The sequence below is a fragment of the Bradyrhizobium sp. ISRA436 genome (assembly GCF_029910015.1).
GTDB lineage: Bacteria > Pseudomonadota > Alphaproteobacteria > Rhizobiales > Xanthobacteraceae > Bradyrhizobium.
In genome coordinates this window covers 1,743,539-1,765,300 of record NZ_CP094519.1, presented here as the reverse complement: position 1 = coordinate 1,765,300, position 21,762 = coordinate 1,743,539, and the positions used below count along the sequence as shown (strand labels likewise).

Annotated in this window: 18 protein-coding genes; 7 read left to right on the top strand and 11 right to left on the bottom strand. The window is 64.6% G+C overall.

Going from position 1 to position 21,762, the window contains the following annotated elements; translation table 11 throughout:
* The first annotated feature begins 209 nt into the window (after nt 1-209).
* A complete protein-coding gene (locus MTX23_RS08435) occupies nt 210-617 on the top strand; it encodes an Hsp20/alpha crystallin family protein (protein ID WP_280976165.1) in 408 nt (135 codons plus the stop codon).
* A 10-nt stretch (nt 618-627) separates the two neighbouring features.
* Nucleotides 628-3,021, top strand: coding sequence for an endopeptidase La (lon, locus tag MTX23_RS08430; RefSeq protein ID WP_280976164.1), 2,394 nt, complete (start codon nt 628-630; stop codon nt 3,019-3,021).
* 402 nt (nt 3,022-3,423) lie between these two features.
* Here lon and fdhF read toward each other — a convergent pair whose 3' ends face one another.
* The 7 genes from fdhF to mobB all read right to left on the bottom strand — a co-directional run bounded on the left by fdhF (nt 3,424) and on the right by mobB (nt 12,609).
* Nucleotides 3,424-6,189: a formate dehydrogenase subunit alpha gene (fdhF, locus tag MTX23_RS08425; protein ID WP_280976163.1), complete on the bottom strand. Its 2,766-nt coding sequence runs from the start codon at nt 6,187-6,189 to the stop codon at nt 3,424-3,426.
* Nucleotides 6,186-7,892 (bottom strand): NADH-ubiquinone oxidoreductase-F iron-sulfur binding region domain-containing protein, encoded by a 1,707-nt coding sequence (locus MTX23_RS08420; RefSeq protein ID WP_280976162.1) that lies wholly within the window; start codon nt 7,890-7,892, stop codon nt 6,186-6,188. Before MTX23_RS08420 ends, fdhF begins: the two co-directional genes overlap by 4 nt.
* Before the next feature lie 59 nt (nt 7,893-7,951).
* Complete coding sequence (locus MTX23_RS36350) at nt 7,952-8,179, bottom strand: hypothetical protein (RefSeq protein WP_348637548.1); 228 nt, start codon at nt 8,177-8,179, stop codon at nt 7,952-7,954.
* 229 nt (nt 8,180-8,408) lie between these two features.
* The gene (locus tag MTX23_RS08410) at nt 8,409-10,064 is read right to left on the bottom strand and encodes an OFA family MFS transporter (protein WP_280976161.1); all 1,656 of its coding nucleotides are present in this window, start codon (nt 10,062-10,064) and stop codon (nt 8,409-8,411) included.
* Nucleotides 10,065-10,390: 326 nt separating this feature from the next.
* The gene (locus tag MTX23_RS08405; protein ID WP_280976160.1) at nt 10,391-10,660 is read right to left on the bottom strand and encodes a sulfurtransferase TusA family protein; all 270 of its coding nucleotides are present in this window, start codon (nt 10,658-10,660) and stop codon (nt 10,391-10,393) included.
* A gap of 38 nt (nt 10,661-10,698) precedes the next feature.
* The gene (gene glp, locus MTX23_RS08400; protein ID WP_280976159.1) at nt 10,699-11,952 is read right to left on the bottom strand and encodes a gephyrin-like molybdotransferase Glp; all 1,254 of its coding nucleotides are present in this window, start codon (nt 11,950-11,952) and stop codon (nt 10,699-10,701) included.
* Nucleotides 11,953-12,081: 129 nt separating this feature from the next.
* On the bottom strand, nt 12,082-12,609 hold the full coding sequence (mobB, locus tag MTX23_RS08395) for a molybdopterin-guanine dinucleotide biosynthesis protein B (RefSeq protein ID WP_280976158.1): 528 nt from the start codon (nt 12,607-12,609) through the stop codon (nt 12,082-12,084).
* A gap of 178 nt (nt 12,610-12,787) precedes the next feature.
* Between mobB and MTX23_RS08390 the strand changes: the two genes are divergently transcribed.
* From MTX23_RS08390 to MTX23_RS08375, 4 genes are all read left to right on the top strand, one after another.
* Nucleotides 12,788-13,678, top strand: a complete 891-nt coding sequence (locus MTX23_RS08390; RefSeq protein WP_280976157.1) for a formate dehydrogenase accessory sulfurtransferase FdhD — start codon at nt 12,788-12,790, stop codon at nt 13,676-13,678.
* Nucleotides 13,679-13,718: 40 nt separating this feature from the next.
* Nucleotides 13,719-14,297 carry a molybdenum cofactor guanylyltransferase MobA gene (gene mobA, locus MTX23_RS08385; RefSeq protein WP_280978005.1) on the top strand — a complete coding sequence of 193 codons (579 nt, stop codon included), beginning with the start codon at nt 13,719-13,721 and terminating at the stop codon, nt 14,295-14,297.
* 540 nt (nt 14,298-14,837) lie between these two features.
* On the top strand, nt 14,838-15,149 hold the full coding sequence (locus MTX23_RS08380; protein ID WP_280976156.1) for a hypothetical protein: 312 nt from the start codon (nt 14,838-14,840) through the stop codon (nt 15,147-15,149).
* Between the two features lie 373 nt (nt 15,150-15,522).
* The gene (locus tag MTX23_RS08375; RefSeq protein ID WP_280976155.1) at nt 15,523-15,744 is read left to right on the top strand and encodes a hypothetical protein; all 222 of its coding nucleotides are present in this window, start codon (nt 15,523-15,525) and stop codon (nt 15,742-15,744) included.
* Nucleotides 15,745-16,637: 893 nt separating this feature from the next.
* Here MTX23_RS08375 and MTX23_RS08370 read toward each other — a convergent pair.
* Nucleotides 16,638-16,838 carry a hypothetical protein gene (locus MTX23_RS08370; protein WP_280976154.1) on the bottom strand — a complete coding sequence of 67 codons (201 nt, stop codon included), beginning with the start codon at nt 16,836-16,838 and terminating at the stop codon, nt 16,638-16,640.
* Between the two features lie 427 nt (nt 16,839-17,265).
* Here MTX23_RS08370 and MTX23_RS08365 point away from each other — a divergent pair, with 427 nt between their 5' ends.
* Nucleotides 17,266-17,442 carry a hypothetical protein gene (locus MTX23_RS08365; protein WP_280976153.1) on the top strand — a complete coding sequence of 59 codons (177 nt, stop codon included), beginning with the start codon at nt 17,266-17,268 and terminating at the stop codon, nt 17,440-17,442.
* Between the two features lie 379 nt (nt 17,443-17,821).
* Here the strand turns inward: MTX23_RS08365 and MTX23_RS08360 are convergent, their stop codons facing one another.
* The 3 genes from MTX23_RS08360 to MTX23_RS08350 all read right to left on the bottom strand — a co-directional run bounded on the left by MTX23_RS08360 (nt 17,822) and on the right by MTX23_RS08350 (nt 21,568).
* Nucleotides 17,822-18,331 carry a hypothetical protein gene (locus tag MTX23_RS08360; RefSeq protein WP_280976152.1) on the bottom strand — a complete coding sequence of 170 codons (510 nt, stop codon included), beginning with the start codon at nt 18,329-18,331 and terminating at the stop codon, nt 17,822-17,824.
* Between the two features lie 140 nt (nt 18,332-18,471).
* Nucleotides 18,472-20,427: a molybdopterin biosynthesis protein gene (locus MTX23_RS08355; RefSeq protein ID WP_280976151.1), complete on the bottom strand. Its 1,956-nt coding sequence runs from the start codon at nt 20,425-20,427 to the stop codon at nt 18,472-18,474.
* 34 nt (nt 20,428-20,461) lie between these two features.
* Nucleotides 20,462-21,568 carry a molybdopterin-binding protein gene (locus MTX23_RS08350; RefSeq protein WP_280976150.1) on the bottom strand — a complete coding sequence of 369 codons (1,107 nt, stop codon included), beginning with the start codon at nt 21,566-21,568 and terminating at the stop codon, nt 20,462-20,464.
* Nucleotides 21,569-21,762: the final 194 nt, after the last annotated feature.

Here is a 21,762-nt window from a genome sequence, read left to right as displayed (position 1 = left end):
TGCTGATGCTTGGCGCGCCAGGCCGATCCCGGACCCACAGCGATGCCGAATATGCCCGGCATAAAGGGCGAGCCGCGCCCGAGGCCTGATGGGCATGCTGCAGATCGGGACATCGTGAGGGTCTCCTCAGTTGACCCGCACTGGAGCCGGTTTACGGCAGGCGACAACATCGGTAACCTTGTGTCCCAATGCGACATGGAGAGCTGCCCATGCGGCCCAAGGATCCCATCAACTGGATGCTGTCGGATGCGATCGAGACGCTCGCCCGCGCCGAGCGCCTGCACCAGCGATTCCTGACCATCCATCCGCTCACAGAAAATCGCGAGCCGAGCTGGGAACCGCCGACCGACGTGATCGAAACGGATGATGAAATCCTGATCCTGGTCGCGCTACCGGGGGTCGACCCCGACGACGTCGAGGCGGCGCTCGATGGCGGAACGCTTGTGATCAGCGGACGCCGCACCCTGCCCCCGGAACTGCGCAATGCGCGCATCCTGCGCCTCGAGCTGCCGCAAGGCCGGTTCGAGCGCCGCATTCAGCTGCCTACCGGCCGCTACACCATCAGCCGCTTCGCCGCGCATGGTTGCGTCGGGCTGCGGCTTGGAAAATCGAGCTAAGGAGTTCGGCATGGCTGCTTCCGACGCATCAAGCTCGACGCCGGTCTCGTCGTCCGAACGTACGACGCCGATTCCGGGCGATGCCCTCATCATCGTCCCGGCACGCAACACCGTGCTGTTTCCGAACGTCATTGTCCCGATCACGATCGGGCGGGCGAAATCGATTGCTGCGGCCCAGCAGGCCGTCCGCGAACAGCGGCAGATCGGCATCCTGCTGCAGCGCGACGCTGAGGTGGACGAACCCGGCCCCGACGATCTGTACCGCATCGGCACCGTCGCCAATATCGTGCGCTATATCACCGGCCCCGATGAGACGCATCATTTGGTCTGCCAGGGTGTGCAGCGCATGCGTGTGCTCGACTACCTGCCGGGAACGCCGTTCCTGGCCGCGCGTGTGCTTCAGATTCCGGAGCCCACCACGACGTCCCCGGAGATCGAGGCGCGCTTCCTCAATCTTCAGCGGCAGGCGCTCGAAGCCGCGCAGCTCTTGCCGCAGGTGCCGCCGGAATTGATCGCCGCGCTGCAGGGCACGAGCTCGCCAGCGACGCTGGCCGATCTTGCGACCTCCTACATGGACATCAAGCCGCAGGAGAGGCAGGACATCCTCGAGACGATCGACCTCGCGGCTCGGATGGACAAGGTGTCACGTCATCTCGCCGAGCGCATCGAGGTGCTGCGGCTCAGCCAGGAGATCGGGCAGAAGACCAAGGCCGCCTTCGACGAGCGGCAACGCGAGGCGATCCTGCGCGAGCAGATGGCGACCATCCAGCGCCAGCTCGGCGAAGGCGACGGCAAGGCGGCCGAAGTGGCGGAGCTGACCAAGGCGATCGCCGCGGCCGAGATGCCGCCGGAGGCCGAAAGCCAGGCGCAGAAGGAGCTGCGCCGCTACGAACGGATGCCGGAGGCTGCCGCCGAATCCGGCATGGTCCGCAGCTACCTCGACTGGCTGATCGATCTGCCCTGGAGCCTTCCGGACGAGAAGCCGATCGACATTGCCGAAGCGCGGCGCATCCTTGACGCTGACCACTATGGCCTGGAGAAGATCAAGAGCCGCATCATCGAGTATCTGGCGGTGCGCAAGCTGGCACCCAGCGGCAAGGCCCCGATCCTCTGCTTCGTCGGGCCGCCCGGCGTCGGCAAGACCTCGCTCGGACAGTCAATCGCGCGCGCGATGGCGCGGCCGTTCGTCCGCGTCAGCCTCGGCGGCGTGCATGAAGAGGCGGAGATCCGCGGCCACCGTCGCACCTATATCGGCGCGCTGCCCGGCAACATCATCCAGGCGATCAAGAAGGCCGGCGCGCGCAATTGCGTGATGATGCTCGACGAGATCGACAAGATGGGCCGCGGCATCCAGGGCGATCCCTCGGCGGCGATGCTCGAAGTGCTCGACCCCGAGCAGAACTCGACGTTCCGCGACAATTATCTCGGCGTGCCGTTCGATCTCTCGCGCGTCGTCTTCATCGCGACCGCTAACATGCTCGACGGCGTCCCGGGGCCGCTGCTCGATCGCATGGAGCTCATCAGCCTTGCGGGATATACCGAGGAGGAGAAGCTCGAGATCGCGAAGCGCTATCTGGTCCGCCGCCAGCTCGAGGCCAACGGCCTGAAGGCCGAGCAGGCCGAGATCGAGGCCGACGCGCTCAGGCTGATCATCCGCAGCTACACCCGTGAGGCCGGCGTGCGCAATCTGGAGCGCGAGATCGGCAAGGTGCTGCGCAACGTCGCGGTGCAGATCGCCGAAGGCAGCGCGAGCCATGTCACCATTGCCCCGAAGGACATCGTGCCGCTGCTCGGCCAACCGCGGTTCGAGAACGAGATCGCGATGCGCACCAGCATTCCGGGCGTTGCGACCGGGCTCGCCTGGACCCCGGTCGGCGGCGACATCCTGTTCATCGAGGCGTCGCGCACGCCGGGCCGAGGCTCGCTGATCCTCACCGGCCAGCTTGGCGAGGTGATGCGCGAAAGCGTGCAGGCCGCGCTCACGCTGGTGAAGAGCCGGGCCTCGCAGCTCGGGATCGATGCTGGCGTCTTCGAGAAGAGCGACATCCACGTTCACGTGCCCGCGGGCGCGACGCCGAAGGACGGTCCGAGCGCGGGCGTAGCGATGTTCACGGCACTGACCTCACTGCTGACCGAGCGCACCGTCCGCAGTGACACCGCGATGACCGGCGAGATCTCGCTGCGCGGCCTCGTGCTTCCGGTCGGCGGTATCAAGGAGAAGGTCGTCGCCGCCGCCGCAGCCGGCCTGACCCGCGTGATGCTGCCGGCGCGCAACAAGCGCGACTTCGACGACATCCCGGCGAGCGCGCGAGCCAAGCTGGAATTCATCTGGCTCGAACGCGTCGACGACGCCATCGCTGCGGCGCTGGAGACCGCCAAGACGACGCCCGCCGCCGCGGAGTGAATGCAGCGCGAGGCTTCGATCGGTCAGCTCGCCTGGGGCTTACCTCTCTCCCGGCCCCTCCCCCACAAGGGCGGAGGGAGCCCGATCAGCGTGCTCACCTCACGTTGTGAACATATTAAAGAAACGCAGACGATGTTTGGGACACGTGCGTAAGGCACATGCGGACACGTTCCCTCCTCCCCTTGCAGCAGGGCAATCGCATATGACATCGGCGAGGTCCGGGGCAGACGTTTCCACGTCGTCATGGCCGGGCCTGTCCCGGCCATCCACGTCTTCCTTCACGTGGGAAACCAAAGACGTGGACGCGTGATTGCCCTGCCCCTTGCGGGGGAGGGTTAGGGAGGGAGGTGCCACACGGCATGCTCCCTCAACGGCTCACTTCAAGCATGAATCCAGCAGCACCTACTCCGCCGCCGAGCGGAATTCGGCCTTTTCGGCGCGCACCGCGCAGAACTTGAATTCCGGAATCTTGCCGAACGGATCGAGCGCCGGATTGGTCAGCAGGTTGGCCGCCGCCTCGGCGTAGCAGAACGGCATGAACACCATGTTCTCGGGCACGTCGCGGTCGGAACGCACCTTGACCTCGACCGCGCCGCGGCGGGTCTGCAGGCGGATGAAATCGCCCGGCCAGAGCTCGAGGCGGCGCATGTCCTTCGGCGCCATGAACGCGACCGCCTCCGGCTCGATCTGGTCGAGCACGGCGGCGCGGCGCGTCATCGAACCGGTGTGCCAGTGCTCGAGCACGCGGCCGGTCGACAGCACCATCGGGTACTCGTCGTCGGGCAGCTCATCCGGCGGGATGACGTGCGCCGGCACGATCTTGCCGCGCCCGCTCTCGGTCGGGAAGCCCGTGGTGAAGATGATCTCGTTGCCGGGCTGATGCGGATCGTCGACCGGATAAGTCACTGCGCCCTCGCGCACCAGGCGCTCCCAGGTGATGTTCTTGAGCGACGGCATCACCTCGGTCATTTCGGCGAACACATCGGCGGGGCCGCCGTAGTTCCACGGCAGGCCCATGCGCCTGGCGATCTCCTGGATGATCCAGAGGTCCTGGCGCGCGTCGCCCGGCGGCCGGATCACCTCACGCGCGAGCTGCACGCGGCGGTCGGTGTTGGTGAAGGTGCCGGACTTCTCGGCGAACGCCGAGGCCGGCAGGATCACGTCGGCATGGAACGCGGTCTCGGTGACGAAGAGATCCTGCACCACCAGATGATCGAGCTTGGCCAATGCCTCGCGGGCATGCTGCAGATCGGGATCCGACATCGCGGGGTTTTCGCCCTCGACATACATGCCGTGGATCTCGCTGGCATGGATCGCGTTCATGATCTCGACCACGGTCAGGCCGCGCACCGGATCGAGCTGCTGCTGCCAGAGCTGTTCGAACGGCGCGCGCAGATCGGTGCGATCGACCGGCTGGTAATCCGGCAAAAACATCGGGATCAGGCCGGCGTCGGAGGCGCCTTGCACGTTGTTCTGGCCGCGGAGCGGATGCAGCCCGGTGCCGGGACGGCCAACTTGGCCGGTGATCAGCGCGAGCGCGATCAAGCAGCGCGCATTGTCAGTGCCGTGGACATGCTGGCTGATGCCCATGCCCCAGAAGATGATCGACGACTTCGCTTTCGCGTAGGTCCGCGCCACCTCGCGCAGGGTCTCCGCCGGGATACCGCAAATCGGCGCCATCTTCTCCGGCGGGAAATCCTTGATCTTCTCCTTCAGCTCATCAAAGCCCTCGGTGTAGCCGGCGATGTACTGATCGTCCGTCAGGCCTTCGGTGATGATCGTATGGATCATCGCGTTCAGCATTGCGACATCGCTGCCCGGCTTGAATTGCAAATGCTGCGTCGCGTGGCGCGACAGCGTCTGCCGGCGCGGATCCATCACGTAGAGCTTGGCGCCGTTCTTGGCCGCGTTCTTGATGAAGGTCGCCGCGACCGGATGGTTCACGGTCGGATTGGCGCCGATCACCCAGATCACTTCGGCGTCCATCGCCGCGGCGAACGGCGCCGACACCGCGCCGGAGTTGAGGCCTTCCGTCAGCGCCGCCACCGACGAGGCGTGGCAAAGCCGCGTGCAATGGTCGACATTGTTGGAGCCGAAGCCGGTGCGCACCAGCTTCTGGAACAGATAGGCCTCCTCGTTGGAGCCCTTGGCCGAGCCGAAGCCGGCGAGCGCCTTGACGCCCTTCTTGTCGCGGATCGTCTTCAAGCCCCGCGCCGCGAGGTCCAGCGCCTCCTCCCACGAAGCTTCCCGGAAGTGGGTGTAGGGATTGGCCGGATCGACCTGGTCGTTCGGATCCTTCTTGACATTGGGCAGCCGCACCAGCGGCTTGGTCAGGCGGTTGGGGTGATGGATGTAGTCGAAGCCGAAACGGCCCTTGACGCACAGCCGGTTGTGATTGGCCGGACCGTCGCGCCCCTCGGCGTAGATCACCTTCTCGTCCTTGACCTGGTAGGTGACCTGGCAGCCGACGCCGCAATACGGGCACAGCGAATCCACCTTGCGGTCAGGATAGGTGACGCGCTCCTGCCTGTCGTCGAGCATCACCGCCGGCATCAGCGCGCCGGTCGGGCAGGCCTGCACGCATTCGCCGCAGGCGACACAGGTCGACTCGCCCATCGGGTCGTCGAAGTCGAACACGACTTTTGAGCCGTGACTACGATAAGCCATGCCGATGACGTCGTTGACCTGCACCTCGCGGCAGGCGCGCACGCATAATCCGCACTGGATGCAAGCGTCCAGATTGACGCGCATCGCCGGGTGGCTGGCATCGGTCGTCCAGCGTTCCGCGGCCGGAAACCGGCTTTCAGTGACGCCGGTCTTCTCAGCCCAGTGCCAGAACTTGGAGTCCGGATCGTGCGAGGTCTCGCGCGCCGGCTGGTCGGCGACCAGGAGCTCCATCACCATCTTCTGCGCGGCAACGGCGCGATCGCTTGCGGTCTTGACCTTCATGCCGACGCTCGGCGTGCGCTTGCAGGACGCCGCCAGCACGCGCTCGCCCTCGATCTCGACCATGCAGGCGCGGCAATTGCCGTCGGGCCGATAGTCCGGCGCCGGCGAGTAGCAGAGATGCGGAATCTCGTTGCCTTGGCGTTTTGCGACTTGCCAGATGGTTTCGCCGGGATTGGCCTCGACCTGCTTGCCGTCGAGCTCGAACGTGATCCTGGTCATTCGGCAGCTTCCTTGAACTCGTCGGGGAAGTATTTAATCACTGATGTCAGCGGATTGGAGGCAGCCTGCCCGAGGCCGCAGATCGATGCATCGCGCATCGCCTGGCTCAGCTCGTCGAGCAGCGCCCGGTTCCAGACCGGCCGTTCCATCAGCTGCGCCGCCTTCTGGGTGCCGACGCGGCACGGCGTGCACTGGCCGCAGCTCTCGTCCTCGAAGAAGCGCATCAGGTTCAATGCCGCCGCCTTCACGCTGTCCTGCTGCGACAAGATGATGATCGCGGCGGAGCCGATGAAGCAGCCATATTTCTCCAGCGTACCGAAATCGAGCGGAATGTCGTCCATCGCCGCCGGCAGGATGCCGCCCGACGCGCCGCCCGGCAGATAGGCGTGGAAGCTGTGGCCGTCGGCCATGCCGCCGCAATATTCGTCGATCAATTCGCGCACCGTGATGCCGGCCGGTGCCAGCTTCATGCCGGGGTTCTTCACCCGCCCCGAGACCGAGAAGCTGCGCAGCCCGAGCCGGTCGTGGCGGCCATGGCTCTTCCACCAGTCGGCGCCCTTCTCGACGATATCGCGCACCCACCACAGCGTCTCGACATTGTTGATCAGCGTCGGCAGGCCGAACAGGCCGACCTGGAACGGATAAGGCGGCTTGTGCCGCGGCAGCCCGCGCTTGCCCTCGATGCTCTCGAGCAGCGAGGATTCCTCGCCGCAGATATAGGCGCCGGCGCCGCGGCGCATGTGCAGCTTCGGGCCGCCGGCGGGCAGCTTCGCGATCTCGCGTTCGAGGATTTCGCGGCAGGCCGGATATTCGTCACGGATGTAGATGTAGACCTCAGACGCCTCCACCACGTGCGCGCCGATCAGCGTGCCCTCGAGGAAGCGATGCGGATCCCTTTCGAGATAGACGCGGTCCTTGAAGGTGCCGGGCTCGCCCTCGTCACCGTTGACGGCCATCAGCCGCGGGCCGGGCTCGCCAAGCACCGCGCGCCATTTCCGGCCCGTCGGGAAGCCAGCGCCGCCGAGCCCACGCAGGCTGGCGTCGTCGAGCGCCTTCAGCAGGCCTTCTTTCGCGAGCTCGCCCGAACGCAATCGGTTGAGCAGCCTGTAGCCGCCATCGGCGACATAAGTGTCGTAGTCGATATAGGAGGGCAGATGCGCATGCGTGTCTTGGGCTTTCGCCGTCGCCAGCACATTGTCGACGGTGGCGTGATCGATGAAATTGTGCCCGACCTCGGCGGCGGGCGCGGTGTCGCAGCGGCCGACGCAGGGCGCGCGCACGACGCGGATGCCCGGGCCGGCCGCGCTCTGCAAATCCTGCAGGAGCTGCTCCGAGCCGAGCATCGCGCAGGTCAGCGAGTCGCAGACGCGGATGGTCAGCGGGGCGATATCGGGCTCTCCTTCCTTCACCACGTCGAAATGCGCGTAGAAGGTGGCGGTCTCGAACACCTCGGCAAACGACAGCTTCATCTCGTCGGCAAGGGCGGCGAGATGCGCCGCCGAGATTTGGTGGTAGCGGTCCTGGATCAGGTGCAGGAACTCGATCAGCATGTCGCGCTGCCGCGGCCGGTTGCCGAGCAGTTGCTCGACCTCGTGGGCCGCGGCCGGGTCGACCTGGCGGCCCTTGGGGGTAGGTTTCGCGCGCTTCCGCCCCGCGCCGGGGTGCTCGAAGCTGCGAACCTGGTGCACGTCATGCGTCGTCATAGGCGTCTCGTTACCGCTGTCAGATCAATAGTCTAGCCCCTTGGCATGCCAGATGCCAATTAAATTCGAAGTGTTCCAAACAGCATTAGGGGGCATGCAGCCGCCGCTGTCACGCCCCCTGATCCCAACGCATTTGCGAAGTACCGGTTCGTCTTCTCCATGCAATCCGCGATGTAGAACCGGGGGTCGTCGCCGGTCAGCCCCTTGGCCTTCACCTCCTTGCGACAGGCTTTCAGCTTCGGTTTGTCGGCTCTCCAGTGCGCCTTCATGCTCTTCAGCTTCTTCATCGTCAGCTTGATCTTCGACGATTTGGCCGTGGTCGAGGCCGGCGCAGGCGCGGCCGGCGAAGCGGTCTGGCCGATGCCATATGCAGCCTGCCTGATACGAGCAGCATAGCGGCGAGACAGGTTCCGATGCGAAACATTGGGAAATTCCCTTTTGGTCTATCCATTGAATTGAAAGACGAGGCAAGCCGCGGAACGAGCCTGCTCGTTCCGCGGACTGCGTGACATGAAATCAGAGGATCTTGACGGCGCTCTCCAGCGTCTTCCAGACGCCCCAGGCCAGCGGAATGCCGACGAACAGCCAGAACAGCGCCGCCTTGCCGTCCAGGCCGCCCTTGCCGATGCCGAACGACCCATGCTGGATCGCCGCGTCGCTCTTGGCGCTTGCCGCCTGCAACTTGGCGACCTCCTCCTCGCTCATGTGCCATTTCGGATCGACCGGCTTGATCAGATAGTTGCAGATCAGGCCCGCGATCAGCATGGCGCACAGGATGTACATCGTCGTGTTGTAGAGCTGGTCGCGCGGCACGCCGGCGGCGAGCTGGAATTCGCGGATGTAGTTCACCACCACCGGACCGATGATGCCGGCCGTCGACCATGCCGTCAGCAGCCGGCCATGAATGGCGCCGACGAACTGGGTGCCGAACATGTCGGCGAGATAAGCCGGCACCGTGGAGAAGCCACCGCCATACATCGACAGGATGATGCCGAAGCCGAGCACGAAGAGGAGCTTCGAGCCCATCGCCGCAAAGGTCGGCGCCAGCGCATAGAGCGCGATGCCGAGAACGAAGAAGGTGTAGTAGGTGTTCTTGCGGCCGATATAGTCCGACAGCGAGGCCCAGAAAAAGCGGCCACCGATGTTGAACAGCGACAGCAGGCCGGCAAAGCCCGCGGCAATTCCGGCGATGACGGTCTTCTGCTCGACCGAGAGCTGACCGAACGCCAGCTCAGGATGTCCGATCAGCTTGCCCGCGAAGATCTCCTGAAGCATCGGCGAGGCCATGCCGATCACACCGATGCCGGCCGACACGTTCAAGCAGAGCACCCACCAGATCAGCCAGAACTGCGGCGTCTTGTGCGCATTATCCAGATGCACATTGTGCTCCGAGATCATCGACTTCTTCTCGCTCGGCGGCGTCCAGCCGTCCGGCTGCCAGCCCGGCGGGGTCACGCGATAAGCGAAGGCGCCGATCATCATGAATACGAAATAGATGACGCCCATCGCGACGAACGTCTCCCAGACGCCGACCGAGGTCGGCGTCTTGAAGTAGTTGATCAGCAGGTTGGCGAGTGGCGCACCGATCATCGCGCCGCCGCCGAATCCCATGATCGCCATGCCGGTCGCCATGCCGCGGCGGTCGGGGAACCACTTGATCAGCGTCGAGACCGGCGAGATGTAACCGAGGCCGAGACCGACGCCACCGATCACGCCGGCACCGAGCCACATGATCCAGAGCTGATGCACGTAGATGCCGAGCGCGGCGATGATCAGTCCGCCGCCCCAGCACAGCGCCGCGACCACGCCCGCCTTGCGCGGTCCGGCGCGCTCGAGCCATCCGCCCCAGATCGCAGCGGAAACGCCGAGCAGCACGAAGAACAATGTGAACATCCACCCGAGGCTCGCGACCTTCCAGTCGCAAGTGGTCGTGAACAATTCACCGAGCAGCGAAATGTCCGGGCAGGCCTTCGGCGCGTTCAGCCCGATCGCACGCGACAGCGGCAGCCAGAACACCGAGAAGCCATAGGCCATGCCGATGCAGAGATGAATGCAGAGCGCGGCGGGCGGCACCAGCCAACGGTTGAAGCCGGCGGTCGCAACCGTCCGCTCCCTGTCAAGGATACCTGCGCCTGCTGCGGATACAGTTCCGGCGCTGCTCATCGTCGTCATTGTAGCCTCCCCTGCAGCCGCCGTCCTTCCCAGCGCGTCTGCCGTATTCGATCCCGCTTCCACCCGTTGCGGCGCAACCTTGATGCTGTTGTTCCGCACAATTCGTTGCATGCGCCGGGACCACCATGCGCATTTTGGAATTCTAACACCCGACGCGGCCGGATATGCCTGCGGTCGTGCGGCCGATCTGGAGGGAGGTCTGCCCTATGCCCACCCTCGCGCCGCTTCCCAGGCACGACTCCGTCTCCACACCCCAGTGGAGATTATCAATTCGTGCAGAAGCCGGAATAGGTGTCGATAGGCAAAAGGTAGATATCAAGCCGCGTCTAGTTGATACGCGGCGATGCAGCATTTGACTTGTCTATCGCTCCATTCATCTTCTCGATCAGGAAGACGATGCGGACGTCGCTTCGTTCAGTGATCTCGACCTTGTCGCCGGTTTCGCGAATGAGGTTCGGGATGTCGATCACCGAAAGCGGATCGGTGCAATGCACTTCGAGAAAATCTCCGGGTGTCACGCTCTTGAGCGCCTTGCGCGTCTTCAATGCGGGCAGCGGACATTTCAAGCCGGTGAGGTCGAGCTTTGTCGTGGTCATGGCTCGAACATGGCGAAGCGACTGCGCATCGTCAACGCTCACATCAGGTTTGCATAGGACAGGAAGCCGACCATCTGGCCCGGCTCGACGCGCGTCACCTGCTCGCCCAGTTCGACGAGCCCGTCGGTGTCGACCAGTGACGACAACAGCCCGGCGCCTTCGCGCGGAAACTTGATCGCCTCGCGCGCACCGTCATGCGTTTCGCGGAGATTGACACGCACATATTCGCGCCGCCCGAACTTCTTCTTGTATGTGAAGGCCGCGCGCACCGGCAGCGGAACCAGCGGCTCCTGCCGCGCGCCCATCAGCGCCAGCACGGTCGGGCGCACCACGTGAACGAAGGTGACGAAGCTCGCCACTGGATTTCCCGGTAGCCCGATCAACGGCGTGCCCTCGATGATGCCCATCGCGACCGGCCGCCCCGGCTTGATCGCCATTCGCCACAGCACGAGCTTGCCGACCGCCTCGATACCGGCCTTGACGTGATCCTCCTCGCCGGTCGAGACACCGCCGGTGGTGAGGATCAGATCATGCGCGCCGGCGACGTTGCGCAGCGCCGCCGCAAGTGCCGCGCGTTCATCGCGCAGGATTCCGAGATCGCTGATCTCGCAGCCGAGCCGGCGCAGCATCGCCATCAGCATGAAGCGGTTGGAGTCGAAAAGCTGTGGCGCCGCGCGGTGTTCGCCGGGCGAGACCAGCTCATTGCCGGTCGAGAACACCGCAACGCGCAGCCGCCTGACGACGGCGAGTTCGGTCAGGCCGAGCGCTGCCGCGAGCGCCACATCCTGCGGCCGCAGCCGCTGGCCGGCCTGCAATGCCACATGTCCGAGCGGAATGTCCTCACCCGCCGGGCGGACATTGGCGCCGGGCTTCAGCCCCGCCGGCAGAACGACCTTGTCGTGCTCGAGGCGGACATCTTCCTGCATGAACACGGTGTCCGCGCCATCAGGCATCGGCGCCCCCGTGAAGATGCGCATCGCCTCGCCCGGTTTCAGCGCGGCCTGCGCCGAGGCGCCGGCTTGCACGCGGCCGGATAATGGAAAGGCTTGTGCATCGGCCTGCGGCAGGTCGCCGCTCGCCACCGCATAACCATCGACCGCAGAGTTCGTGAACGGCGGCAAGGGCACGGGCGCCGCGATGTCGCCGGCAAGCACTCGACCGTCGGCAGCCGCAAGCGTCACCGTCTCGACATCTGCGACTGCGGTGACACGCGCAGCGATCAGGCGCACCGCCTCGTCCACCGACATCATCGGCCCGCCAAAGGCAAAGCAATCGTCGGACAGTTGCGCCATTCAGCCTCTTCAGAGTGGAATGAGATGACGTCGACCTGCTACCGCGGCGGAGCTGCGCCCCCTCTCCCGCTTGCGGGGGAGGTGATGTGAACTCGCGGATAGACTGATCAAACTGGAGATCGTCATGTTTCAGCTCCCGGCCGAAGCCATCGCCAGCACGTCGGCGACCGGAATCGCCGCCCGCAGCATCAATTTGGCGACCTCCTCGATGTCGTCGAGATGAGCCACCGGCAGCGTGGTTTCAACCGCGACGTCGCTTGCGATCCCGACCACGGTCGCATCGTGGGGAAACAGCAGCGGCTTGCCGTTGGCCGCGCGATGCACCTCGATCTTGTTGATCGGCTCGCGCTTGAAGCCCTCCACCACCACCAGATCGACCCGCGCCATCTTGGCGAGCAGTTCCGGCAGCCGCGGCTCGCTCGCGCCGCGCAGCTCGTGCATCAGCGCCCAGCGCCGTGTCGAGGACACCAGCACCTCGGTGGCGCCGGACTGCCGGTGCACCCAGGAATCCTTGCCGGGGACGTCGACGTCGAACTCGTGATGGGCGTGCTTGATCACGGAGACGCGCAAGCCGCGGCCGAGCAGGTGCGGGATCACCCGCGACAGCAAGGTAGTCTTGCCGGCGCCGCTCCATCCCGCGAGGCCTATCACTTTCATCTGACTTCGCTCTCCATGACGGAACCGGCTCGCCCCGTCATTGCGAGGAGCGGAGCATGGCTCCACCGGGTGGATAGATGGACTGCTTCGCTGCGCTCGCAATGACGGAGCCGTATTTTACTTGGCTTCCCACATGCTTATATCGGTTGTAGGCCCTTGTCATGCTAGCCTGACCGACATGATGAAGATCGAGAAAGCGCCCGTTCCCCTGATCGTCCCCAATCCGGACGATCCGCGCCTGACCGAGCGCGTCAAGGGTACCGACCAGACCGGAGCTGCGGTCGAGATCAAGGTGCCGGTGGAGCGGCCGCTGACGCTGTACCTCAATGCGCAGGAGATCGTCACCATGATGACGATCGGCGACTATCCGGAATACCTGGCGCTCGGCTATCTCCTGAACCAGAACATGCTCAAATACGACGATGTCGTCACCGAGGTCGAATATCACGGCGATCTCCAGGTGGTGGTCGTCCGCACCGAGCACCACACCAATTTCGAGCAGAAGCTGAAGAAGCGCACGCAGACCTCAGGCTGCGCGCAGGGCACCGCATTCGGCGATCTGCTGGAGGCGGTCGAAAGCGTCGTGCTGCCGAAATCCGAACTGCGCACCTCCTGGCTTTACCAGATGACGCACACGATCAACACCATGCCCTCGCTCTATCTCGAAGCCGGCGCGATCCATGGCTGCGTACTGTGCAAGGAAGGCACCCCGCTCTGCTACACCGAGGACGTCGGCCGTCACAACGCCGTCGACAAGATCGCCGGCTGGATCTACCGCCACGGGGTCGATCCCGGCGACAAGATCCTCTACACCACGGGACGGCTGACCTCGGAGATGGTGATCAAGACGGTGCGGATGGGGATTCCGATCCTGGTGTCGCGGTCGGGCTTCACCGCCTGGGGCGTCGAGCTGGCGCGGCAGGTCGGGCTGACGCTGGTCGGCCGCACGCGCGGCAAACGCTTCATCGCATTGTCGGGGCAGGAGCGCCTCGTGTTCGACCAGAACCTCGACTATGTCGAGGAGGAATCGGCGCTGCACAAACGCAAGGGCGAAGCGCGTGACGACTAATATCCCTGGCGTTCTCCTCGCTGGCGGCCTGGCGCGGCGAATGGGCGGCGGTGACAAGCCGATGCGCACGATCGCCGGCCGCACCATCCTCGAGCGCGTGATCGCGCGGCTGGCGCCGCAATGCGGCGGCCTTGTCCTCAACGCCAACGGCGATCCCGCGCGCTTCGCCGCGTTCGGGTTGCCCGTGATCGCCGACACGGTTGCGGATTTCCCCGGCCCGCTCGCCGGCATACTTGCCGCACTCGATTGGGTCGCGACGAACCGGCCTGATGTCTCGCTGGTGCTGAGCGCCGCCGCCGACTGCCCGTTCCTGCCGCGCGACCTGGTGGCGCGGCTTTACCGGGCGCTCGCCGAGCAGGACGCGAAGCTCGCAGTCGCCGCTTCCGGCGGCCAGTCGCATCCGGTGATCGGACTGTGGAGCGTTGGACTGCGCGACGAACTGCGCCACGCACTGGTCGTCGAGGACGTGAGGAAGATCGACCGCTGGACCGCGGGTTACAAGCTTGCGACCGTCACCTGGCCGACCACCCCGCTCGACCCGTTCTTCAACGCCAACACGATGGACGACATCGCGGAAGCGGAGCGGCTGGCGGCGCTGGATGGGGCGGGTGCGCGGTAGGACCGCGCCTCGGCAATCAGGCAGCCGTGCACGAATCTCCTTGGCGACCTCCGGGCGATAGCTGGCGCGCCGCTATCCCGGAGGTCCCAACCCCGTAGGGTCAGTCACTCCGTTGACTGACAGGCCGTCCTGGCTTGGCAAGCCTTGCCGATCGGTGCTCTTTGGAGGCCTGGTAGCACGCGCGAAACCGCTTCCGAAGGCGCTGCGGGTCGCCCGCCAGGACTTCTTCCAAGGTTGTGTTCCTGAAACGAAGTCGTCTTAACATGGCATTGCTCCCTGACACAGGCGGGAGCCCAATTGGTCTCTCAGCCACAGGCGCCTGCGATGGGCCCTGCCGGTGATAAACGATAACTTGCGACGGGGTATTTTGCTTCAACCGGACGATCGCAACTTTTGTCGTGTTCCACCTCCTGTACCCGTTACCGGTTGAGATACCTCTTATCCGATTGATTTACCGCGAAATTTCCAGGAGGTTCCTACAGGAAGGCGCCTGAAATGGAGTAGGGTTCCACGCATTCGTCGCAGCGGGAATTTTCACACATGCCTCGCGCGCCTTCGATCGTGCCGCAGCAAGCGGACCATGATACCTATTTGGTGCTGAACGATTTCGGCAGACTTGGCCGCGCCTGGTGCGAAGCGGATGAAGAAGGCACCGATCGGAAGACCCTGATCCGACGTCTTATGGACGACCAGTATAGCCACCCGGTCCGTATTGTGGCCTTCAACACTGCCGAAGGATGGTCTCGTGATGTAACCAAGGATATTGCCGACGAACTCCGGCGCTGCATTGCGGAGTACGATGAAGTCCCGCGCTCTGTACAGGAGTTCGTGGAGGCAACCCTCCGGCACTGAGTTCAACACGACGGCCAATGTCCTTCGCAATCGATGTCGCGTCCGAACCACTTGAGCCAACCAAGGGTTATCACGGCAATTAGGCACCGCCCTAAGCCCGATTTGTGGATTGGAACTCGACCTCCAAGGTGTAGGTTGTTCCCCATCACCAGTTTCGGCTCTTGCCCGTAGGCGCTGGTGGCTGAGAGACCGATCGCGCTCCCGCCTGCAAAGGAGAGGACCGCATGTCCCACCTTGGAAGAACGCCTCGAGAGGCACCCCACCGGGCGTTGAGCGCGAGCGTCTTATTCGCAGAACCCGCCAAGCCGAGACCGCTTCTGATCTGACCAAGTGGCTGAACTCGCGCGGACTGCAAGCACCAAAGTGAGGCTATATGATTATCGACCGATTGTTGCACGGCTTCACGATAGAGACGGAAACGATTAGCCGCATCACAGCGGCTTACGAGCGAGCGTTGCATACGCTCTGCGTCAAGGACCGCGACGACCCGCTCACGGAAATGATCGCGAAGACGATCATCAAGGTTGCGCAAACCGGTATCGAAGACCCCGCAAAGATTTCGGCTCAGGCGATCAAGGAACTGGAAACCCGGTAGCCGCCGATAGCCTCCTTGCTATGCAGGACTTGCCGCCATCCGCTTGGACGACGCGGTGCATTTGGTTGCTTCAAAAAACGAGAAAGGCCCCGACGCGGGGCTGATTGCGTTGAGGCCCATTCCGGATAGCAGTGCCCGGTAAGAACGGCCGCGACTGGGCAGTCGTTCTCTCGGGTTACTCCAATTTCCTCAATAACTCTACTGGGACGACATGGTGAACGTTCTAGCCACAGCAATGTTTACGAGGCGGAAGGACTTCTCATTCAGCGCGGGATTTATTTCCGTAGTTCTCCGGCCGTGAACATAGTTCGCGCGCTTCAACTGTTACCGGTGGAGCTTGGGAGGACGATCGCCGGATCGCAGAATTCAAGCCGGTGAACGAGAAGACGCGCACTCTAGAACGACTGTCTTTCCCGCAATCAGGAACGACATGCGCGAACCGGCATTGGCGACAATGGACGACAAAAACCTGCAAGTGAACAAGCCCTTGTCGTGATGGCCCTCAGCACCGCAACGCTGATCGCGTCCGTCGCCCTTTTAGTAGCTGCATTGTAAGGCCGTCTCAGTTGGCGCCTCGATGCCAGATCAGGCGCTGTTCGATATTTGGATCGCGCTCCCGAGTGGAACGAGCGCGATAGCGCCGATCGCAGCATTCGCTCCCGCGTTCGGGAACCGAAACATTCCGACCCTCGGCGAATTAACGCTTGGAGGCTTCGGAGCTTCGCAAGATGCGAGGCATGTCATGACCCCACTTTCAGCGGGCAACGCCTTCCTCATAGTCGCGATTATGAGCGTCACTTTCCTGACTGAGGTCGCCGTTTTCATCTTGGTCGGGTTGTTCTGAAAGGAACGCGCGCGCTCTGGGCACCGCACCAGCCAAGCGAGGATCTAACTCAACGGCGAGGCTTATCCCGGCGCTCAGCCGCTGGAATGATCGAGGGTGACCGCTCTTCCAATTCGCGGAGCCGGCTGATTTGCATTCTTAGTCTCGGCGAGAGTTCCGTCTCTGGTTTCAGCGACGCTCGCAGCCTCTCGCCGATCTCTCGAACGATGGCCCGGCTGTGGACGTAGTTGATGTCGATGCGGTTGCGCATAACACAGCCTCCGGTCGGTATGAACAACGCCACCGGCAGGCCGACAGTACGCTCCCCCCGCAACTGATCGGGGCGCAGTTGGCGATTTTGAATAAGACCGGAGACCGCCGCTTTTGGCTATCTTGCGCGAGCGCTTGTTTTGACAACAGCGGGTCTGATAGCGACCTTTGGCTATCCGCGACATGCGCCGGGTTGTTCACCAGCGAGCGGCGGTCTCATGGCTTCTAAAGTCCTGGCAAGGCTCTTCGTTCCCAATTCTGATCGCGAACGGAATGAGGAATCTATGGGAGCGCAGTGCCGAAGCATTGATCATGCAAAGGCCGGGCAGCGATCCCTGCCGGCGATGCCCATGGAACTCACTCGCGCTCGGGAACCAATTCTGAAAGTGTCCGGTTAATTCGTGGGACCGATGGGAGGGACCATCGCCATGAGGATCGAATATCTTGCTGCAATTGCGATCGCTGCCTTCACCGCTGGTGCTGCACTGGCGGTGCATCCCGTCGGCGCGCTAACGCTCGAAAAGCAGTCCACGCCGTCCGCCGCCGAATTGGCGACCCGGCTGGCTGCGTCCGTGGATACGTTTTTGCATCGGCCCGGTGGCTAACAGCCGGCGCAACTCAAGCGCATAGGCGGCGTTCGGCCCCTACGGCAGTAAACATCAATCGGCTGATCGCAAACAAGTTGTATCTGTTTATCATGCCGCTGACGAATGCCGTACAACCAGCCCCGCCCGCGCACCAAACACTAAGAGTAAGGTCGCCTTAGTTCGTGGCCTCTCGCGCGCTGGCCAACCGCCCGCCGTTTAACAGTTTGGTACCAATTGGTGTCGGCATCTCATAATTGCAGATAGGGCGCGATCAGCGGCAGCGAATTCTCAAATGTCCTAACCCGACCAGCGCGGTTGGCGGTCTTTCCGAAGGAGAGGCCCATGCTCAAAGGCTTCGCAATAGCAGCATTCGCGCTGCTTGGTGCATCCAGATCGATCAGTATCTTACCCACAGTCGGATACCCCACAGCCGAATGCGGGTGCGGTGGATGTCGAGGGTATCGCCGTCGATGACGCTGGCCTGTCCGATCAGGCCGGCGGACAAAGCTGGGCTCATCGACATGTAAACCGTAGCGGCAACAAGAAGCGATCGCATCCAAGAAGCGACAAGATCGTTCGGGTGCCCGCCGAGCCCAAGATCCTGCCGCCGGCGGCGCAGCGTGCGCTGGCCGAAGCCGAACGGCGCCGCGCGCCAACGACGGCTCTCTAAGACGCTCCCGTGCTTTCCATTTGCACGGGACCCATGGGTGCGATCGGCACCCGGCTTTCCCTGCGCCCTCTGTTCAAGAGAGGGCGAAACGAAATGCAGGCCTCGGCAGATCATGTCGCGAGAATGCGAAGCTGCGTCCCCATCCACTTCTGTCATCGCCCGGCTCGACCGGGCGACCCGGTACGCCGCGGCCTCTCGGTCAAGCTCCGCGTCTCTGGAATACTGGATCACCCGCATGCGGCTGGTGATGACACCGCGCTGTTTGACAATCGAATCCGAGCCTAACCCCAACGTTGTCCCGGCTTTTCGCCGGGACGACACCGGACTTGTTGCGCCACCCGCCCTACGCGGCCAGCGCGCGGTGGACTCTGGCCCGGCTATGCCGGTCTGAAGCCCGCTTTTGCCAACGCCGCGCGGCTCTCCTCCGACGCCAATGCGTCGAGGAACGCCTGCACCGCGGACCGTTGCTTGCGCGCCGTCACCAGCGCGAAGTCATAATGCTCTTCGGCCAGCGGAATGAAACCAAGCCCGGACGCATGGGCGACCGGCGCGATGGTCATGCCCCAATCGGCGCGATGCTGCGCTACTGCGGCCGCGACCGCGTTGTGCGAGCGCGGCTGATTCCAGTAGCCGTCCGGCCTGCAGCCGCCGAGCAGCCGGTCGATCAGAATGCGCGTGCCCGCCCCCTGATTGCGGTTGACCATGATGCAGGCGGGATCGGCGAGCGCGGCCTGCACCGCTTCCTGCGCGCTCAGGCCTTCGAAGCGCGTGTCGTCCTTGCGGAACACGATGCCCTGCATGCGGCGCCAGCCCGGCACGAGCTCGAGGCCGTCGGCAAGATACGGCGTGTTGTAGGTCTCGGTCCTTTCGTCGAACAGATGGATCGGCGCGAGATCGCATTCGCCGCGCTTGGCCGCCGCGAGCCCGCCGAGGCTGCCCACCGCGATCGACCGCACAGTAAGGCCGGCATGCGCGAGCGGCGTGGTGACGAGATCGAGCCCGGTGCAATGGCTGCCGACGATGACGAGATCCGGCACCCGCACATGCGGCGTGAACATCGTCACCTCGGCTTCACTGCCTGCCGGCATCTGGTCGGCGAGCGCGTCGATCTTCAGGAAACCATCGGCCTGCGCAAAGGACGTGATTGCGCCCGAGCCCTTGCCGCTGGGATAGGCGATCAGCCCGTCGGCTCCTTCGACCAGCGACACCATCACGAACTCGGTGCGCCCGAGTTCGGATGCGATCCGCACCGGCACCTTGGCCGTCACCTTGGCATCCGAGCGCGGCGGCAGGCCGGCCATCCGCCGCAGCACCGGGACGATCATGTCGTGGAAGGTGAACATCGCCGAGGTCGGGAAGCCCGGCAGGATGATCACCGGCTTGCCGTCACAGACCGCAAGACAGAGCGGCTTGCCCGGCTTCAGCGCCACGCCATGTGCAATGATGCCGGGCTGGCCGAGCCGGCCGATGATCCGGTGCGAGACGTCGCCCGCGCCCTTGGATGTGCCGCCAGACAGCACCAGCATATCGCTTTCCGCCAGCGCCTGGCGCATCGCGGCCTCCAACTTGCCCTCGTCGTCCGCGATCGCGCCAAGGAAATGCGCCTCGCCGCCGTTCTCGGCAATCGCCGCCGTGACGATCGCGCCGTTGGTGTCATAGATCGCGGCCGGCCGCAGCCGCTCGCCTGGCTGCACCAGTTCGTCGCCGGTCGAGAGGATCGCAACGCGAGGACGGCGCGCCACCAGGACCTCGGCGATGCCGCAGGCCGCGAGCATGCCGATCTCGCGCGAGCCGATGATCGTGCCGGCGCGAAGCAACGCCTCGCCGCGCGCGATGTCGGAGCCGGCATAGGAGACGAATTTTCCGGGCGATGCGGCGCGCCGCACCTCGATCGCGCGATTGCCGGCGGGCTGGGTGTGCTCGACCATCACGATGGCGTCGGCGCCGCGTGGCACCGGGCCGCCGGTCGCGATCGCCGTTGCGGTGCCCGACAGCACCGGCCGCGTCGGCGCGGTGCCGCAGGCAATCGTCTCGTCGTTCAGGGTGAGTTGCACCGGCGCGGCTTCGCCCGCGCTTGCGAGATCGCGGGAGCGCACGGCAAAACCGTCGACATTGGAGCGATCGAACGGCGGCACGTCGATCGGCGCAACCACGTCCTCCGCCAGCGCGCAGCCAAGCGCATCGGCGAGCGGCCGCGCCTCGCTCGGTGCTCCGCGCGGAAACAGCGCGGCCTCGAAGCGCGCGAGTGCGGCCTCACGCGAGAGGATGGTCAGGAACTGGTCCTGATCGACGGACGGACTGGGCTTCGGCGTGGGCGTGGGCGTGCTGGTCATCTCGGGAACTCACTCCCGCAACATAAACTCACTCTCATAGCATATAGGCATCGACGAGCGTGCCCGCAGCAAAACCCTCCGCGGCGCCGGGCACGATCAGCACGGCCTCAGCGCGCGCAATGGCGTCGAGCGACAGTTCCCCGATCGCGAGCGTCGCCCAGGTACCCTGCTGACGCGCGAGCAGCGCGACCTCGGCAATGCCGACGCTGGACGCAATCTTGCGCGCAAGCGGCAGCGCGAGCATCTCGTGCGGATGCCGGCCCGACAGGCGATCAAGCACGGGAACCGCAATCGCCCACCACGCCGCGAAGGCCTGATCCGGCGCGCCCGGCAACGCGACGACCGGCGTCGTACGGATCCGCCCCACCGCCATGGTGCGCCCGGGCTGCAAGGCGATACCGTGCGCGATCACCTCGCCACGGCTGGCAAGCGCGGTCACCGCCGCATCGGTACGGCCGACGCCGCTGCCGCCGATCGTGATCAGCAGATCGCAACCATCCGCATCGAGTGCGCTTGCGATCGCCGCCGCATCACGCCCAGCTGCGTCGATGCAGACGACATCGGCGCCCGCGATGCGCGCGGCTTCCGCGATGAACGGCGCGGTCACATGGCCGCCGGGACTATTGACGATGCGAAGCCGCGGCCGCCGCACACACAACCTCTCCAGTCCGGCCGCCCCCGCGAGCAAGAGGTCGCGCGCCAGCACGGGCTGCCCTGCTTCCACTAGCGCTCGCCCCTCGGCGATATCGCCGCCGGCGCGCCGAACTCCCTGCCCCGGGATCGCTTCGGCAAGCACCTGCGCGAGCGGGCCGGAGATGTCGACCTCGTCGGCATCGACCACGCAGTCGGCGCCATCCGGCATGGCTTGGCCGGCCTCGACCCAGACCGGGGGCGTGGCCAGCAGCAAGGGCGCATAGGACGATGCTCCGACCAGATCGTTGGCGCGCATCGCCCAGCCGTCATGGACCGCGACGTCGCGCGACGGATGCGCGCGCAGCGGCGGCATCTCGGCTGCGATGCAGCGCAAGGCGTCGGCCAGCGGCAGTTCGATCGGCGCCACCGGCGCGACGCCGCGCAACAGGGCGGCGAGCGCCACATCGAGCGGGGTGAGCGAAGCCGGCAGACGTTGGGCTGTGACCATGGCCCGCTATGGACTGAATCGACGCCGAAAGAAACCGCCTTGGGCCGGTCTGCCCCTCGCCATTAGACCGAAGGCGCGTTGACCGGCCTCCAAAATGGTTGCAAAAGAAACCAATATGGCCGGACGGCAAAGCCGCGGCTCAAGCAATAACGGGCCAATGCGCCAATCCAGGGAGGGAAACAGGATGATCGCCA

What these genes read in the sequence shown, in the direction of transcription:
- MTX23_RS08435 (WP_280976165.1), top strand. Translation starts at nt 210, where the DNA reads ATGCGGCCCAAGGATCCCATCAACTGGATGCTGTCGGATGCGATCGAG.
- lon (WP_280976164.1), top strand. Translation starts at nt 628, where the DNA reads ATGGCTGCTTCCGACGCATCAAGCTCGACGCCGGTCTCGTCGTCCGAA.
- fdhF (WP_280976163.1), bottom strand. Translation starts at nt 6,189, where the DNA reads ATGACCAGGATCACGTTCGAGCTCGACGGCAAGCAGGTCGAGGCCAAT.
- MTX23_RS08420 (WP_280976162.1), bottom strand. Translation starts at nt 7,892, where the DNA reads ATGACGACGCATGACGTGCACCAGGTTCGCAGCTTCGAGCACCCCGGC.
- MTX23_RS36350 (WP_348637548.1), bottom strand. Translation starts at nt 8,179, where the DNA reads ATGAAGAAGCTGAAGAGCATGAAGGCGCACTGGAGAGCCGACAAACCG.
- MTX23_RS08410 (WP_280976161.1), bottom strand. Translation starts at nt 10,064, where the DNA reads ATGACGACGATGAGCAGCGCCGGAACTGTATCCGCAGCAGGCGCAGGT.
- MTX23_RS08405 (WP_280976160.1), bottom strand. Translation starts at nt 10,660, where the DNA reads ATGACCACGACAAAGCTCGACCTCACCGGCTTGAAATGTCCGCTGCCC.
- glp (WP_280976159.1), bottom strand. Translation starts at nt 11,952, where the DNA reads ATGGCGCAACTGTCCGACGATTGCTTTGCCTTTGGCGGGCCGATGATG.
- mobB (WP_280976158.1), bottom strand. Translation starts at nt 12,609, where the DNA reads ATGAAAGTGATAGGCCTCGCGGGATGGAGCGGCGCCGGCAAGACTACC.
- MTX23_RS08390 (WP_280976157.1), top strand. Translation starts at nt 12,788, where the DNA reads ATGATGAAGATCGAGAAAGCGCCCGTTCCCCTGATCGTCCCCAATCCG.
- mobA (WP_280978005.1), top strand. Translation starts at nt 13,719, where the DNA reads ATGGGCGGCGGTGACAAGCCGATGCGCACGATCGCCGGCCGCACCATC.
- MTX23_RS08380 (WP_280976156.1), top strand. Translation starts at nt 14,838, where the DNA reads ATGCCTCGCGCGCCTTCGATCGTGCCGCAGCAAGCGGACCATGATACC.
- MTX23_RS08375 (WP_280976155.1), top strand. Translation starts at nt 15,523, where the DNA reads ATGATTATCGACCGATTGTTGCACGGCTTCACGATAGAGACGGAAACG.
- MTX23_RS08370 (WP_280976154.1), bottom strand. Translation starts at nt 16,838, where the DNA reads ATGCGCAACCGCATCGACATCAACTACGTCCACAGCCGGGCCATCGTT.
- MTX23_RS08365 (WP_280976153.1), top strand. Translation starts at nt 17,266, where the DNA reads ATGAGGATCGAATATCTTGCTGCAATTGCGATCGCTGCCTTCACCGCT.
- MTX23_RS08360 (WP_280976152.1), bottom strand. Translation starts at nt 18,331, where the DNA reads ATGCGGGTGATCCAGTATTCCAGAGACGCGGAGCTTGACCGAGAGGCC.
- MTX23_RS08355 (WP_280976151.1), bottom strand. Translation starts at nt 20,427, where the DNA reads ATGACCAGCACGCCCACGCCCACGCCGAAGCCCAGTCCGTCCGTCGAT.
- MTX23_RS08350 (WP_280976150.1), bottom strand. Translation starts at nt 21,568, where the DNA reads ATGGTCACAGCCCAACGTCTGCCGGCTTCGCTCACCCCGCTCGATGTG.